General features: G+C 41.6%; 10 protein-coding genes. 6 read left to right on the top strand and 4 right to left on the bottom strand.

The features are described 5' to 3' along the window. Positions 1–98: 98 nt before the first annotated feature. On the bottom strand, positions 99–6,542 hold the full coding sequence (locus QWZ08_RS13940; RefSeq protein ID WP_290338055.1) for an HYR domain-containing protein: 6,444 nt from the start codon (positions 6,540–6,542) through the stop codon (positions 99–101). A 444-nt stretch (positions 6,543–6,986) separates the two neighbouring features. On the opposite strand from QWZ08_RS13940, the gene QWZ08_RS13935 reads away from it, so the two are divergent. Both QWZ08_RS13935 and QWZ08_RS13930 read left to right on the top strand, forming a co-directional pair. After that, positions 6,987–8,912: a cytochrome-c peroxidase gene (locus QWZ08_RS13935; protein ID WP_290338054.1), complete on the top strand. Its 1,926-nt coding sequence runs from the start codon at positions 6,987–6,989 to the stop codon at positions 8,910–8,912. A 10-nt stretch (positions 8,913–8,922) separates the two neighbouring features. Beyond that, on the top strand, positions 8,923–9,279 hold the full coding sequence (locus QWZ08_RS13930; protein ID WP_290338053.1) for a hypothetical protein: 357 nt from the start codon (positions 8,923–8,925) through the stop codon (positions 9,277–9,279). A gap of 13 nt (positions 9,280–9,292) precedes the next feature. On the opposite strand, the gene QWZ08_RS13925 is transcribed toward QWZ08_RS13930, so the two are convergent. Beyond that, positions 9,293–9,586: a helix-hairpin-helix domain-containing protein gene (locus tag QWZ08_RS13925; protein WP_290338052.1), complete on the bottom strand. Its 294-nt coding sequence runs from the start codon at positions 9,584–9,586 to the stop codon at positions 9,293–9,295. A gap of 232 nt (positions 9,587–9,818) precedes the next feature. Next, entirely contained in the window at positions 9,819–10,226 is a 408-nt protein-coding gene (locus QWZ08_RS13920) for a hypothetical protein (RefSeq protein ID WP_290338051.1), read from the bottom strand. 474 nt (positions 10,227–10,700) lie between these two features. On the opposite strand from QWZ08_RS13920, the gene QWZ08_RS13915 reads away from it, so the two are divergent. The 4 genes from QWZ08_RS13915 to QWZ08_RS13900 all read left to right on the top strand — a co-directional run bounded on the left by QWZ08_RS13915 (position 10,701) and on the right by QWZ08_RS13900 (position 15,531). Continuing rightward, on the top strand, positions 10,701–13,139 hold the full coding sequence (locus tag QWZ08_RS13915; protein ID WP_290338050.1) for a TonB-dependent receptor domain-containing protein: 2,439 nt from the start codon (positions 10,701–10,703) through the stop codon (positions 13,137–13,139). A gap of 78 nt (positions 13,140–13,217) precedes the next feature. After that, positions 13,218–13,769, top strand: a complete 552-nt coding sequence (locus QWZ08_RS13910; RefSeq protein ID WP_290338049.1) for a hypothetical protein — start codon at positions 13,218–13,220, stop codon at positions 13,767–13,769. Positions 13,770–13,780: 11 nt separating this feature from the next. Then, positions 13,781–14,821: a sensor histidine kinase gene (locus QWZ08_RS13905; RefSeq protein ID WP_290338048.1), complete on the top strand. Its 1,041-nt coding sequence runs from the start codon at positions 13,781–13,783 to the stop codon at positions 14,819–14,821. Further along, a complete protein-coding gene (locus QWZ08_RS13900; protein WP_290338047.1) occupies positions 14,818–15,531 on the top strand; it encodes a LytR/AlgR family response regulator transcription factor in 714 nt (237 codons plus the stop codon). The genes QWZ08_RS13905 and QWZ08_RS13900 overlap by 4 nt, the downstream gene beginning before the upstream one ends. Positions 15,532–15,793: 262 nt before the next feature. Here QWZ08_RS13900 and QWZ08_RS13895 read toward each other — a convergent pair whose 3' ends face one another. Next, positions 15,794–16,300: a hypothetical protein gene (locus tag QWZ08_RS13895; protein WP_290338046.1), complete on the bottom strand. Its 507-nt coding sequence runs from the start codon at positions 16,298–16,300 to the stop codon at positions 15,794–15,796. Positions 16,301–16,352: the final 52 nt, after the last annotated feature.

The raw sequence follows: 16,352 nt of genomic DNA, 5'->3' as shown, positions 1-16,352 counted from the left end.
CTTCAATCAACCTTTTTAAAACCACAGTATAAAAAAAACTGCCATCGCTTTTATGCGACGGCAGTTTTTAGCAATTGATTATTTTACCTGCTAAACGGTCATTGTTTCACCAATTTCAATCTTTCTTTTTGTGTTCCCTGCAGTACTTCTACAAAGTAAATACCAGCAGGTAATTTGTCGCCGATACGGATGATTCCGTTGGCTGTCATATTCAGTTTTGTTTCAACAATCCTGCCCTGCGCATCCATTACTTTTACGTCAAGTGTTTTAGCATCGCTGCTGCTTGTTCTTAATGTAAAGTAGTTGGTTGACGGGTTTGGTGTTGCGCTAACTTTTAAACTGTTGAATCCAACAATCGTTTTGCTTTCCATTGCTGCTGCAAATGCCTGCGCACCTGAAACAGTTCTGGCTGATGAGCCGATTGGGGATAACCTGCTGCCCTTGATCGGACCTTCAAACAAACCGCCGGGGAAAGTTACGGCTACTGAAAGATGATCTGATCCGACGGCTTCTTTTTGCAAGGTCTCAATATAATACCTGGCACCTTTCACCATTGGAATAACCGCTGATTTTTGTGTAGCGTATTTGTTCCATTGTCTGAAGGCTGTAGGCAATTCTGTGTAAGCGATCAGCACTTTATTGGCTGGGTTCGCATCGGTACTTAACCATAAGCCTGCCTGGTCATCGCCGGAAATATTGAAGATATAATTTCCGCTAACCGGTGCACAGAAATAACCTCGTACCCTGCCGCCATAATTGTCCGCAACATTGCTGTACTCAAATGTAGTAAGCGCCGCTGTTATAGAAGGACTGTTTGGATAGGCTGGGTTTGCTGTAAGGTCTGCAACCTGGCTGCCGGTAATATTGGTATACCCTTCACCCGTAATGGCACCGCTTCCGCTGCAACCATTTACGGTAATAACTACAGTGTCTGATACAGTGAATGCACCGGTGTTGTCGGTTGCTTTCACGTATACATTGTAAACACCAGGTTCAACATTTGATCCTCCGAACGTGTATGGCGCTATTGAATCTGTCATGAATAAAGCACCGTTTACAAACAACTCTGTTTTAGTAACAGAACCATCTGCGTCTGTTGCATTTACCTGAACAGTTATGGCGCTTCCTGCATCAAATACCGCAGGGTTGGCTGGATTGGTAATAGATACAACCGGAGGAACATTTCCTGTTACAGTTACAACTACTACCTGGTTTGTTGTGGCTGAATTACCACTTGCATCCGTTGCTGTCCATGTGACGTTGGTTGTGCCGGCAGGGAAACCTGATGGAGCATTGTTTGTTACACTTACCACGCTGCAGTTGTCTGCCGTAGCCGGTGTACCTAAACTAACCGGTGTTGAAGTTGTGCCAAATGGCACTGATACTTTTACCGTGTCTGGTGCTGTACTGGTACCCAAAGAGTAAGGGTTGTACAAAGCCAGTAACTGTCCGCCTTCCACAACTTCTGTTGTGTTTAAAGCCGGTGCGTAGTGCGCTTGTACGGTTGTCAAGAACATACCCTGGCCTAAAATGTCTGATACATCAATGATACCGGATGATTCTTCATCCCTGTTGAATGGTGCTGTCGCTGGTTTGATTACACCGGCTGTTACATTACCAAAACGGGCTGTATCATGTGATGCGATCCGGAAGAAAGAATCTGTAGCAATGTTGTACTGCCAAATTTTTCCGTTGTGGTCTGCATTGCCCACATCTTCCTGTGCTAAAATATGTCCACGGTTATCGATGGTCATATTGTCAAGCATTAAGGCGCCTTCTGTTCCGTCAATTACGGCTTCAACGGTTCCCCCTAATAATGGTTGGTTAATGTCGGTAAAACGTAAACGCCAGATGCGTGAACGGCCTATCTGTGTTCCGATGCCATCGGCTACCTGGTCTAACTGATCGGTGGTATTGAAGTATAAATCCGCAGGATGCGATGGATCCCAGGCGCCGTCTTCAGGACGGGAGAACTTGGTTACCGCTGCCGCATTGCTGAGGGTATTAAAGCTTACACCGGTGATGTTTTTTACATCGCCTAAATCTACCAGGTCAAAATGAGTACCCGGTGCTGGTGGAAGGTTGATAACAGTGCTGCTTGTGCGTTCTGCAGGGAAGCCCGTTACTTTAACGCCATAAGGTTTACCATTGGTTAATCCTGCTTTTTCTATTTCCGTTCCGGTATTGGTTTTGGTACCTACGTACACATACACCTGACCGTCTGTGCCATCATTAAATTCCGCCACAACAGTTTTGTTTCCTGTTGCAGGATTGGCTACTGAGTTTTCCCAGGCTGCTTTTCCGAAGGCCGGCAATTCCCATGATGTACCTGCATTAGCGCCGGTAACAATGTGCGCCATCTGGCGACTCTCATCATTGGTTTCTTCGCCGTTCATAAAGATGCGTTCGGTTGTTCCCAGTCCGCTTGCTGTATTATAGAAAGCTGATAATGCAGGAAGATCGGCTGAACAAAAACGACCAAACACCGCCTTGGTGGATGGGTTGCCTGCGTTGTAAGTTGTGTAGGTTTTGGTAGCGGTATCATACAGGTTTACATTCTGCATTAAATCACTTCCGCTTACTACTGAAAGGTCTGCTTTGTTTACAATCCATTTGGATACAAAAGATCCTTTTGATCCGTGCGCTCTTGCGATACCTAATGTGTTGCCAATTTCATGGTTTACCAATAAAGTAAAGGTTCCGTTGCCATTGTCAAAAGCACCCAAACCATCTGGTATACCCGCCATTTTATAACCACCTACAGCATCATTCACTGATAAGAATGATTTAAACTGTACACCTGGTTTTAATGAAGTAAGGTAAGGTGATTGTGTGGTAGACGGACCGGTAAGGCCTGCAGGTATGATACTGCTTTGCAATGCAATTGCAGGTTTAAGTGTATCCTGTACGGTTACTACTTGTGTTGCTGTTGCACTGTTGCCGCTGCTGTCAGTTACTGTCCAGGTTACTGTTGTTGCGCCTAATGCGAAAACAGATGGGGCATTGTTGGTAACACTGGCCACTGCGCAATTGTCTGCGGTTACAGGTGTACCTAAATTAATACCGGCTGCTGTACAGGCGGCATTGGTGCCGATCGTTAAAGCTGCGGGTGCAGTAATGGTGGGTTTAACTGAATCAGTTACAATTACCACCTGTGTTGCAGTAGCAGTATTGCCGCTTGCATCCGTTACTGTATACGTTACCGTTGTTGTTCCCAATGGGAAAGAAGCTGGTGCATTGCTGGTTACACTTGCTACACTGCAGTTATCTGCTGTGGCTGGTGTACCCAATAGTATGGGTCCGCTGCAACCTGCGCTGCTGCGTACTGTATCCATGGCCGTGCTTGTACCCAAGGAATAAGGGTTGTACAAAGCAAGCAACTGTCCGCCTTCCACAACTTCTGCTGTGTTCAAAGCCGGCGCATAGTGTGCCTGTACGGTAGTAAGGAACATACCCTGACCCAAGATGTCCGATACATCCAGCAGACCGGATGATTCTTCATCTTTGTTGAAAGGTACTGTTGCTGGCTTAATTACGCCTGCTTTCACATCACCAAAACGGGCAGTGTCGTGAGAAGCGATGATAAAGAAAGAATCCGTAGCAATATTATATTGCCAGATTTTTCCGTTGTGGTCTGCATTTCCTACATCTTCCTGTGCTAAAATATGCCCATGGTTATCGATGGTCATATTGTCGAGCATTAAGGCACCTTCTGTCCCGTCAATAACGGCTTCAACGGTTCCACCCAATAATGGTTGGTTAATGTCTGTAAAACGTAAACGCCAGATGCGGCTGCGGCCAACTTGTGTTCCGATGCCTTCATTTACCTGGTCTAACTGATCGGTAGTATTAAAATATAAATCAGCAGGATGCGATGGATCCCATGCCCCATCTTCAGGACGGGAGAATTTGGTTACCGCTGCTGCGTTGCTGATGGTATTAAAGCTTACACCGGTGATGTTTTTTACATCGCCTAAATCTACCAGGTCAAAATGAGTACCCGGTGCTGGTGGAAGGTTGATAACAGTGCTGCTTGTGCGTTCTGCAGGGAAGCCTGTTACTTTAACGCCATAAGGTTTACCATTGGTTAATCCTGCTTTTTCTATTTCCGTTCCGGTATTGGTTTTGGTACCTACGTACACATACACCTGACCGTCTGTGCCATCATTAAATTCCGCCACAACAGTTTTGTTTCCTGTTGCAGGGTTGGCTACTGAGTTTTCCCAGGCTGCTTTTCCGAAGGCCGGCAATTCCCACGATGTACCTGCATTAGCGCCGGTTACAATGTGCGCCATCTGGCGGCTCTCATCATTGGTTTCTTCGCCATTCATGAAGATGCGTTCGGTTGTTCCCAGTCCACTTGCTGTGTTATAGAAAGCAGATAATGCAGGAAGATCGGCTGAACAAAAACGGCCAAACACTGCTTTGGTGGATGGATTGCCTGCGTTGTAAGTTGTGTAGGTTTTGGTAGTGGTATCATACAGGTTTACATTCTGCATTAAATCACTGCCCCTTACCACTGAAAGGTCTGCTTTGTTTACAATCCATTTGGATACAAAAGAACCTTTTGAACCATGCGCTCTTGTTATGCCCAGGGTGTTACCAATTTCATGGTTTACCAGTAAAGTAAATGTTCCGTTGCCATTGTCAAAAGCACCCAGACCATCTGGTATACCTGCCATTTTATAACCACCTACCGCATCATTCACTGATAAGAATGATTTAAACTGAACACCTTTTTTCAAGGCTGTCAGGTACGGTGTTTGTGTGGTAGACGGGCCGGTGATGCCTGCAAGAATATTGCTGCTTTGGAAAGCAATAGCAGGCTTAAGTGTATCCTGTACGGTTACAACCTGTGTAGCAGTAGCACTGTTGCCGCTGCTATCGGTTACCGTCCAGGTTACCGTTGTTGCGCCCAGCGGGAAAGCTGCAGGGGCATTGTTGGTTACGCTGGCTACTGCGCAGTTGTCTGCGGTTACCGGTGTACCTAAGTTAATACCGGCTGCTGTACAGGCCGCATCGGTGCTGATGGTTAACGCTGCTGGTGCAGTAATAGAAGGAAGGATTGCATCGGAGCCTGGTGCAACGGTGATGCTTGCTGTAGTTATACAACCAAGTGAATCCGTTACGGTATAATTATAGGTTCCGGCTCCAACGGTTAAAGGACTTCCTGTAACTGTATAGGGAGCTTTACCACCCGTGGTATTCACAGTAACAAATGTTGTACTGCCGGGGCATGTAAGCGCCGGGGCTGTTGCAACGACAGTCATTGCTGAAGGAATTGCAATGGTTACCATTTTTGTATCCGTACATCCGCCTGCAGCTACACTTACTGTATAAGTGCCAGAAGTGGATGCAGTATAAGGAGAAGTTGCTGCAACACCATTTACGGTAAAGCTGGCAATACCGGTAGCACCGGTGGCGCTAAAACTGATAGTTGCCGATTGTCCGGAACAGGCAGGATTGTTGCCTGTTGCTGCAAGGCTAAGTGCACAGTTGGATGTTGGTGCAAAAGCCAGTCCACGGAAAATATTGTTGGCCGCTGAGGTAGCCAATGTTGTTGCCGTAGAAGCAACACCATTATCTGTAATACTGATAATTCTGTCGAGCGTAGCCTCCGCTGTCACGGCGTATATTACAGGTTGTGTTCCTGAAAAATCAACGGCCAGGCCGCGTGCGCCAACGGTAGAACCGGTACCTGTACCCAATGAATAAGCAAATGACCATGTAGTGCCGTTATTGGTCCATTTTTGAATTCCACCACCGGTAGCAATGCTTCTGTCATCTGCAATATATATAATGTTGTTTGCCGCATTGATTGCAAAGGCATAAGAACTTAAGCTAGTAGTCGGAAAGCCTGGTAAAATAGTAGTTGTGTTACCCAAAGTAGCAGGTAATCCTGTGCCTACGGCACTTACTGCCTGAAATGCACCTGATGCAGCACTGATGTACAATTGGTTATTAAAAATTTGTACTGTGCGTGTGTTGGCTACTGAAGCGCTCACCTGAACACTACCAGTAACAGATCCGTAAATATTGGAACGGGTACCACCGCCGGTACCAGTGCCTGAAGCCCAGTAACGGCTGCCATCGTCGCTGAAAACAGCGCCGCGGATATTGTTACTTGTGTAACCTTCCGTGTTGGGAATAACGGAAGAAGTGTTTACAATACCGTCATTTGCTACACGGGCAATTACCCTGTCTGTAGCACTGCTGTTGGTGCCTGTTCTGTAACCTGCAAAAGCAAGGTATTGTCCGTTTTGAGAACGGGACAATGCGCCTTCCGAGGTAGCTGTATAGCTCATCGTAAGGGCCGCCGTTCCGGTAGACGGAAGGGAAATTGTCTGAACTGCTGCTCCGGCAGTAGTGTATTCCTGTAAGCTTGCCGTATTGGTGCTGGACACATTTACGACAACCAGGTTACCGGCTCCGAAAGGGTTTTGCGCCCGCACCCCAAGTGCAGCAACAAAAAACCCGAAGAGCAACAGCAAGACCCGGGTATAGGCCGGACCTTTTTTTAAAACAAAGAAACTTTGCTTCATAAACGTTGTTTTGATTTTTGTGAATTGAATGAATAATGTATGTCTGGATGGATGGTTTTACACGTTGGCGGAGAGGACAATAATGGCCGTTAAGGCGGAAGGTTAATGTCTGTTCATAATTTTTTTTGGTTTAAAAATGAGCGATGATTTGTGCCAAAAGAGCGAAGGCAAGATAGAGTTAAAATTGCCCTGCGCGGGTTAACAAATAGTGATAATACTGTTACCGAAAAGTCAACAAATTGTTAACGCGGTTAAAAAATAAACCGCTCAATAGTTCGTCAAAAAACATCTCCTTTAATGTTTAATAAAAGGCCGCAGTACCAGAAAAGATAAAGCTGGTACAATATTCAGCTGGTATGAGACCTTAACAATAAAGTAATACGAGGAGGCTTCTGTTTGATTTTCCCCTGGCTATTTTTGACCATTATCTTATTGAATTTATTTATGAAGCAGGTATCGGCCTCTTTGCTCTTAATTACCATCATCATACTGGTCGCTTCCGGGTTTAAAAAAGGCAATTCCCCAACGGCTTATTCCCGCTGCTATTTCAATAAACTTGACAAGTTCAGGGAACAAGCCAGTGCGCTGGTAGCATTGATTCAGGCCAGCGATCTGCAGCAGCCAGCTGATGTAAAAAGCATCACGTCCAGGCTTGACGCAACCAGGCGGAGTATGAAGCAGATGGATTTCTGGATGCGTTACCTGGACCCTTCCCGGTATAAACAAATCAACGGCCCCCTGCCGGTAGAGTGGGAAACGGAAGTATTTGAAAAATTTGAAAAGCCTTACCGTAAAGAAGGGGCAGGTCTTACGCTCGCTGCCTTGTACCTGCAGGAAGATCATATTGAGAAGGATAGTCTGCAACAACTTGTCCAGAAAGCAGTGGACGCAACCGCTACTTACCAGACAGATTCAGTCACCCGTAACCTCGGTACCTGCTCACCATTCTTTCTCAACAACCGGCTTTACCTGCTTAACCTGGCAGCTATCTACACAACCGGCTTCGAATGTCCCGACACCAGCAGGATCATTCCCGAACTGCGTGATATGCTGAAAGACGTGACGGAAATTTATGATGCTTTCAATGAAGGCTTTGCAGCAACACCATTGACCCGTGAATACCTGGCGCTGTACACAGACGCCATTGAATTTGTTAACAAACAACCGGATCAATACAGCGCATTTGACCACTACCTGTTTATAAAAAATTATATCAATCCCCTCTTCCGGCTTAACCAGCAAATGATAAGAGCATACAAAGTGGTGAGCAAAAGTTTTGTGGATTACACCCTTAATAAGACGGTCAATTCCATTTTTTCAAAAGCAATCTACAATGGCCAGAATGCAAAAGGTATTTTTTTAAGAGTAGATGATACTACTGTACTGGCCGAAATTGAAAAGGTTGGGAAACTGCTTTTTTACGATCCCATTTTATCCGGCAATAACCAGCGCAGTTGTGCTTCCTGTCACCAACCCAATGGCTATTTTACTGACTCTGTAGCAGCCACTGCCATACAGTTTAACGGAAGGGACGTTTTAAAAAGAAACACCCCTTCACTGATCAATGTAGTGTACAATCACCTGATGATGCTGGATGGAAAACACATTTCATTGCAGGACCAGACCAAAGCGGTAATGACCAACCCAATCGAGATGGGCGGTACCGAAAAAGACATCCTTAAAAAAGTGCTGAGCTGCCCTGATTATAAAAAGGTATTTAAAAAACTGCTGGCCGAAACGCCGGGCGAAACAGAAATTACCATTGATCACATCACTTCCGCCATCACATTGTACTACGGCAAATTCAGCAGCTATTCAGCTCCTTTCGATGATGCCATCAACAACGTTACACCCCTTGCCGCAGATGCAAAAAAAGGGTTTAATCTTTTTATGAGCAAGGCCCAGTGCGCCACCTGTCACTTTGTACCACAGTTTAATGGGGTGAAGCCTCCGTATGTTGGCATTGAGTTTGAAGTATTGGGTGTGCCGCAGGATACGGGCTACCACAAACTAAGTGAAGATAAAGGAAGGTATGAGGTGAACCCCGCGGTTGAAACCCTGCATGCATTTCGCACCGGCTCGCTGAGAAATATGCAGCACACAGCGCCGTACATGCACAACGGCATTTTTAAAACAATGGAGCAGGTAATTGATTTTTATGATGCCGGTGGCGGAACAGGTAAAGGTCTGACCGTCCCCAACCAAACTTTATCGGCAGATTCATTGCACTTAACACCGCCGGAAAAAAAATGCCTCATAGAATTTATGCAGACGCTGAATGAAAATATTGTTTTTGAAAAGCCGCCGGTTACATTGCCGTCATCCACCATCACTAAAGTAAACACCAGGAAAGTAGGTGGTATTTATTAAAAAAGAAAAGATGAAAATAGTATTGTTCGTTGTTGTTCTATTGTTGGTTGGCAAAGCCAGTACGGCGCAAAAAAAATTGCCCTATGATTTTCCCGACGAAGCGAATACAGACTCTGCCAAAAAAGCGTTTGATAAACAGTTTCACAATGGCCAGGCTATTTACAAAATAACCTGCGCCAAATGCCACAACAAACTGGTTGACGGAAAAGAAACAATCCCCGATTTTTCCTTGCCGCAACTGATGGATTATGAGATCAGAATTTTTCCGGAGCATTCCGAAAAAATACCCGAAACCCGTATAACAGAAAAGGAGCTGGCGAATGTTGTTTCGTTTTTGCGGTTTCGGAAAAAGAGTGGGGTTAAATAATTTTGGAGGAAACTTATTTCAGGACTGGGCCCGTTTTTTTGTCCTTCCAATTCCACCATTTTAATTTTTCCTTTTCGTGTTCGTCTGTTGGTGTGTCTGCAAAGTAAACAGCACATTTGAAAACATATAAAACACATCTGTCTTGAATTGCTCCTGCATAAGCGTTTGAGAGGTTGTAAAGTTTATCAGGATTTTGTCCTTTCAAGTCGGCAATGGACGTAATGCCAATATTCCAAAGGTCGGTAGCCAATGACTTTCCAACCCCTGGAATAATTGTTAACTCTTTTATCGTTTGCTCTTTCGTCATTTACCTTTTTGAATATCTTTTTCCATCTGACGTAGATGAACTCTCCTTCCCTTCTTGTTACTAACCTTCCATTCGGCAACGTTACATTAGCAAATATAAGTAACGTGCTGACACAGTAAACACGCACTGCAAAACCACTGCCTTATTCCTGCCTCTACTATCATTTCGTCAGGCTGATACTCTTCTGTGCCTATCGATGACAAAGACTTTTGAGGACTTAAGGCAAAGCAAACTACTGAATGCGCCGATAATATGCACTACCACCATCCTGGTAGCAATTGGGTGTACTTAACAACAATCTTCCATCAGTGATTTCAATATATTGATATGTTCCCGATGAATTTTCATCAGTTGAGAAAATAATATCAGTACTTCTTTGATAGCAATCTTTTTTTGTTCGAAGTAAATAGTTGCCATGAAAAACTATGGTGTCGTGTTGCTTTCTTTCATAAAGTCCATCTTCTCCAAGTACCACAATCTGTCCATTTCCTGAAGGCAGCGCTGGCTGATTAAACGGATAACCTACAAACTTTTCAAACTCCCAGGTTCCGGCAACGTCTCTTTTTAGTGCCCCTACTCCGTTATCTTTTTTACAGGAATAAAAACTAACAAGCAAAACACATAGGATAATTTTTTCCATACAAATGATTTTATTACTTGACAAGTCAGGTAGGTTTTTGATTGCATTGGATTAACAAATAGTAAATTGCCTGTACCCGACATTCAAGTAAGCGCAATCCTGTGGAATATGAAAAAACCCATCTGGCGCGGGGGGGCGTGCCACATAGTTTCTTGCTACTGCCCCCCCAATGCTGTAACGTTACAAAATATTAATAACGTGCTGTCACACGAAATCTAACCTGCAAAACCACTGCCTCATTCTTGCTCCTGTTATCATTTTTTTCGGCTGATGCACTCTTGCGCCTTTTTTGGTAAGGCAAGCTCTTTTACAAGTATGGCTTCTCGGTGCATGGCAAATGTGCATGACTTGATGCGTGGGCTAAATACTGAAGGATGGAAACTTTTAGGGTTCACCGCAAACTTTTCATGGTTTACATCATTTGCAAAATTTGCCGGACTCTTCCGAATAAGTTTGTGTTGTAAAAACTACAACATGAAAAAGTTACCAATAATTTTTATAACATTTATCCTTGCTATTAAAAGTATAGGGCAAACAAATGAAACCTCTGTCTCCGGCAGTACTTTGGATACAAAGAATATACCTGTTGAATCCGCAACCGCATCTCTACTGAAGTCTAAGGATTCTTCGATAATAAAAATTGCTGTTTCAGATAAGGAGGGAAAGTTTTCGTTTACTGGAATTCCTTTCGGAAGCTACTTTATTACGATAACTACAGTAAGTTTTGCAAAAACCAATTCACCTGCATTTATGATTTCAGAAAATAATTCAACGGTAAGACTTGGAACGTTGATTTTACAGGAACTACCAAAAAAGCTTGCCGCCGTAGTTATTACCGGCAAGAAACAACTTATTGAACAAAAAATTGACCGCATGATAGTAAATGTGGATGCTTCTGTCACCAATGTTGGGTCAACCGCTTTGGAAGTACTTGAAAAATCACCCGGTGTAACTGTTGATAAAGATGGTAACATCAGCTTAAAAGGTAAGTCGTCAGTAATGGTAATGATTGATGGCAAACCTTCCTATCTCAGCAGCGCTGAACTGGCAAACCTTTTGGGAAATATGAATTCAAACCAATTAAGCCAGATTGAAATAATGACAAACCCATCAGCAAAATATGATGCTGCCGGTAATGCCGGCGTAATTAATATTAAAACAAAGAAAAGTCTAACACAAGGATTTAACGGTAGTGTTACCCTTAGTTACGGCCAGGGTGTTTATACAAAATCCAATAACAGTATTGCGCTTAACTATAGAACCAGTAAGATAAATAGTTTTTTGAATTATGGCTATAGCATCAATAAAGGCTTTATGGATTTTGATATTCAAAGAAATTTTTTGGGAACTACCGGAACAAAGATTTCTGAACTTGACCAGCAAGCTAACAGAATAAATCAGAGCCAGAACAATAACCTGAAACTAGGGTTAGATTATTTTATCAATAAGCAAACAACTGTTGGGATTGCAACTACCGGATTTATAGCCCCTCAAAAGCAGGATGGGTTTACGACGAGTTACCTTAAAGACGGCAATGAGAATATTAATTCTATCGAAAAAACTACCAGAACAGTTGACAATACATGGAAGAACGGGACTATTAATATCAACTTTCATTCTTCGTTTGATAGCAGCAAAAAAGATTTAACAGCCAATTTTGATTATCTCCATTATGATTTTTCAGGCAATCAAAATATTACGGGTCTAAATTATGCTCCAAATCAAATATTACAGACCTCAAATTATTTAAAGAATCTACTTCCTTTAACAATTGACATTTATTCAGGTCGCCTTGATTATGCTCAGCCTTTGAATATTGGTGTTAAACTCGAAGCAGGCATTAAATCAAGTCTTGTGAAAACAAATAACGTTTCCGACTTTTTTAATTTATCAAACAACTATTGGCTTACTGATAGTGTATTCAGCAACGCATTTAACTATTCAGAAAATATAAATGCAGCATACCTTAACCTTAATAAAAAAATGGATAAATGGATAGTGCAGGCTGGCCTAAGGCTTGAAAACACTAACTATAAAGGCTTGCAATCTTCCCTTTCACAAAAATCAGATTCGAGTTTCACCCGCAGTTACACCAGCCTTTTCCCAACAGCTTTTATAAGCTATGAAATGAATGACAATAACCAGTTTGCAGTGTCTATTGGGCGCCGGATAGACAGACCTGCTTACCAGGAATTGAATCCCTTTATCGGCTTTATTGATAAATACACTTACTCAACGGGCAATCCTTTTTTACAGCCGCAGTTCAGCACCAATATTGAGTTGAGCCATTCCTATAAAAATCTTTTGACGACTACCGTTAATTACAGTGTTGTGCATGATATGATTAATGAAACGCTTGTTCACAAAGATTCTGTAATTATCAGGAGTGTTGGTAATATTGGTACAAGATATAATTATGGTGTTACAGAGAGTGCCACTATCCCGGTTAGCAAATGGTACAGTGCTACGCTTTTTGCAAACCTTTATCAAAACAAATACATTGGGGAAATTAATGGCTATCCTTTTAATGCAAAACAACTTACACTTTCATTGAATCTAAACAACCAGTTCAGCTTTGCAAAAGGCTGGTCTGCGGAGTTATCCGGCAACTATACAAGCCGTAACCGGGATGAAGGTCAAGCCATTGTGTTACCAGCCGGACAATTATCAGCAGGCATTTCAAAACAACTATTAAATAATAAAGCAAGCATCAAGTTTAATGTGAGGGATATTTTTTATACCCAAAATCCCAAAGAAATTCAGAATTTTCAGGACGTGCAATCAACACTAAAAATCAGCAGGGACACCAGGGTATTTAATATTGCATTTGTGTACAGGTTTGGAGCTTCCCTAAGATCTAAACCAGCAAGTTCGTCGCCAACTGATGAGCAGCAAAGGGTAAAACTGAATTAATAAAAGCTCTTTGTAAATACAATTCAAATCATTTGCATTCAATTTATTTATTACTAACACCAATTAAACAAAGTGATTATGGAACAAGCATTAACCAACACAAAAAAGCCAGCCAGAAACATGCGTTACTATATGCGTTTACTGCACAACAACATTGGCTTTTTTATAGCAGGCCTGGTTGTTATTTACAGCTTAAGTGGAATTCTTCAAATTTACCGGGATACCGACTTTCTAAAACATGATGTTGTAAACACAAAGAAGCTGGATTTAAATCTAGCGGCTGATAAACTAAAAGATGCGTTAAGAGTAAGGGAACTTGTTATAGAGAAAACAGAAGGAACGGTAGTTTATTTCAAAGATGGTAATTATAATACTGCAACGGGTATGGCATCCTACACTACTAAAGAATGGTACAGCTGGGTAATGCCTTTTACTGAATTGCATAAAATAAGAAGTAAAGATTCAGCGCATTCTTTGGCGCACTATTTTACCACAATATTTGGTATTTTGTTGCTGTTTATGTCTGTATCCGCCTTCTGGATGTTCAAGCCAGGAACTAAATTATTCAGCAGGGGCGTTTATATGACCATTGCCGGCATTGCAGCTTCAATTATTTTATTGTTTTTATAAAGTTTGAAAATTTGAAAAGCGTTAAGCAAATAAAGAAAAATCAAACGCTGCTCCTGCACATTATTGCATGGGCAGTTATTTTCTTATTACCTTACATATTCACTTCTGCCTATTATGATGGTAGAGAAAATGAATTGCATGGGAATACCACTTTCCTTTATGTAGATACTGTAACAAAAATATTTTGGGTTGGGTTATTTTACCTTAATACAGAAAGGCTGGTTCCAGCATTTGTTTATAAAAGAAAGTATATTTTATTTGTTTTTACACAGGTAATCCTGTTTTCTTTAATTATGTTGATTCATGGCGGATTTTTCAAATTGATGATAACTGGAAAAACTTTCAGTTTCATTAATTCATCTTCACATAACATTATTACTTTTCTATTTACCGTAATTGCAAGCATCGCTTACAAAACAATCAGCGACAGGGCAAAATCTCAACAAGAATCCAATGAAAGAATTAATGAGCATTTAAAGACAGAACTATCTTTTTTGCGTTCCCAGATAAGTCCGCACTTTTTATTTAATGTCATGAATAATATCGCTGCATTGGCACGGCTAAAAAGCGATGAACTCGAGCCAACTGTTCATAAATTATCATCTTTGATGCAGTATATGCTGTACGAAACTGATGAAGAAAAAGTACTGTTGCAAAGCGAAATCGAAAACTTACAAAGTTACATTGACTTACAGCGGCAACGTTTCAGTGAAAAACTCATTTTACATGTTTCATTGGATGCAAAAGAGAACTGGCATACGATCGAACCGATGCTGCTGATACCTTTTGTAGAAAACGCCTTTAAACATGGAACTGGTTTAGTTCAAAATCCTGCAATAGAAATTGAACTAAAGGCAGAGCATGACAAACTTTGTTTTATTGTTAAAAACAAATTTATTCAAACCGAAACGGTTAAAGACAAAACTTCCGGTATCGGGTTGGCCAATGTAAAACGGCGGCTGGAATTATTATATAGCCACCGGCATCTTCTTACAATAAACAAAACCAATGACAGGTTTATCGTTTCTTTAGAATTAACTTTTAAATCATGATAAATTGTATTGCCGTTGATGACGAACCACTGGCTTTAAAATTATTGCAGGATAATATCAGCAAAGTCCCTTTTTTAAAATTAGTAGCTGCCTGTAACGATGCTTTTGAAGCAATGAAAACCTTGCAGGAAAACAAAATTGATTTAGTGTTCATTGATATTCAAATGCCGGGATTAACGGGATTACAGTTTATAGGGAGTCTTGAAAATAAGCCGTTGGTAATTTTTATTACTGCATATAAACAATATGCCCTTGAAAGTTATGATTTATCCGTTGTGGATTATTTGGTAAAGCCTGTGGCATTGGATAGATTTATTAAAGCCTGTAACAGGGCCAAAGAGCTTCAGGAACTTAAAGCGATAAAACAGCAGTATGCGCTGCAACCTTCCGCAGAATATTTCTTTTTGAATATTGATTATAGCCAGGTAAAAGTAATGTTTGATGACATCATTTGGATTGAAGGTTTAAGAGATTATATCAAAGTAAATTTAAAAAGCACAACAAAGCCTTTGATAGTAAGAACCAGTCTAAAAGCAATAGAGCCTGAGTTGCCACAAAATAAATTTATAAGAATTCATAAGTCCTGGTTAGTTGCCATTTCTGAAATAAGAGCGGTTCGTAAAAACAGTATTTTTATAAAAGAAATTGAATTACCTGTTGGTGAAACATTTCGTGATGCAGTGGAAAAACTTATTCGCAAAGAGTTGTAAAATATTATCGGGCTACTTTTTCCTACGCAAAAGCCTAAGTTCACTTTTAATTTTTTCCATCTGTCGCAGCAGCCCTCTCCCGTGCCTTCCTATTACTGATCTTCCATGCGGCAACTGTACATTACCGGATATTAGTAAAATGCTGACACAGGAAAGCAGCGCTGCAAACCTACTGCCGCATTCCTGCACCTATTATCATTTCGTTCGGCTGATGCACTCCTGCGCCTACTGAATTATCAAGACGTTGAACTTAAAAAGTTTGCTATTGAGTCGGGCCGTTGGGCTGAAATTGTCCACCAATAATTGCATCACAAAAACCAATCAATTTGTCAGCACTATGTGGGTAATGTTGTTTAATAAAAATGTCTCTGTTTCCTTTTTGCGATATGCCAGGAAATTGTTGCAGGGTCGCATGTATTGGAAATTGTATCAGTTCTTCTACCATTACAAGCAGGTCTTTGTTTGCTTCCATGAAATTATCATTCATAGCTTTAGTAATGCGTTCGCCCATTGCTTTTGCTTCTTTTTCAAAATATCGGGTCATTTCAAGTTTTTGGGTCTCCAAATGCAGTTCACGGTTCTTCTTAAACTCATCAACGTCAAGCATTTTTCTAAATTTTTCAATATCGTCCAAAAGACTGCTTTGCGATTTGATGGTCTTTTCAAGAATATCAATCTTTTTCGCCTGATAGCGAAATGTCAAATAGTAAATAGCCGATGCTATAAGTGTCGTACCGATGTAGATGTAGGTTGTAGTTTGTTCTGTCATTTTGGGTGGTCTGTTAATATGGATACCAACACATAAATATATGTAATAAGCC

Origin of the sequence: Ferruginibacter paludis, from assembly GCF_030409685.1 — a bacterium.
Lineage (GTDB): Bacteria > Bacteroidota > Bacteroidia > Chitinophagales > Chitinophagaceae > Ferruginibacter > Ferruginibacter paludis.
This window is presented reverse-complemented; position numbering and strand designations above follow the sequence as displayed.

Coding starts and splice junctions, on each gene's coding strand:
- QWZ08_RS13935 (WP_290338054.1), top strand. CDS start 6,987: ATGAAGCAGGTATCGGCCTCTTTGCTCTTAATTACCATCATCATACTG.
- QWZ08_RS13915 (WP_290338050.1), top strand. CDS start 10,701: ATGAAAAAGTTACCAATAATTTTTATAACATTTATCCTTGCTATTAAA.
- QWZ08_RS13925 (WP_290338052.1), bottom strand. CDS start 9,586: ATGACGAAAGAGCAAACGATAAAAGAGTTAACAATTATTCCAGGGGTT.
- QWZ08_RS13910 (WP_290338049.1), top strand. CDS start 13,218: ATGGAACAAGCATTAACCAACACAAAAAAGCCAGCCAGAAACATGCGT.
- QWZ08_RS13940 (WP_290338055.1), bottom strand. CDS start 6,542: ATGAAGCAAAGTTTCTTTGTTTTAAAAAAAGGTCCGGCCTATACCCGG.
- QWZ08_RS13920 (WP_290338051.1), bottom strand. CDS start 10,226: ATGGAAAAAATTATCCTATGTGTTTTGCTTGTTAGTTTTTATTCCTGT.
- QWZ08_RS13895 (WP_290338046.1), bottom strand. CDS start 16,300: ATGACAGAACAAACTACAACCTACATCTACATCGGTACGACACTTATA.
- QWZ08_RS13930 (WP_290338053.1), top strand. CDS start 8,923: ATGAAAATAGTATTGTTCGTTGTTGTTCTATTGTTGGTTGGCAAAGCC.
- QWZ08_RS13900 (WP_290338047.1), top strand. CDS start 14,818: ATGATAAATTGTATTGCCGTTGATGACGAACCACTGGCTTTAAAATTA.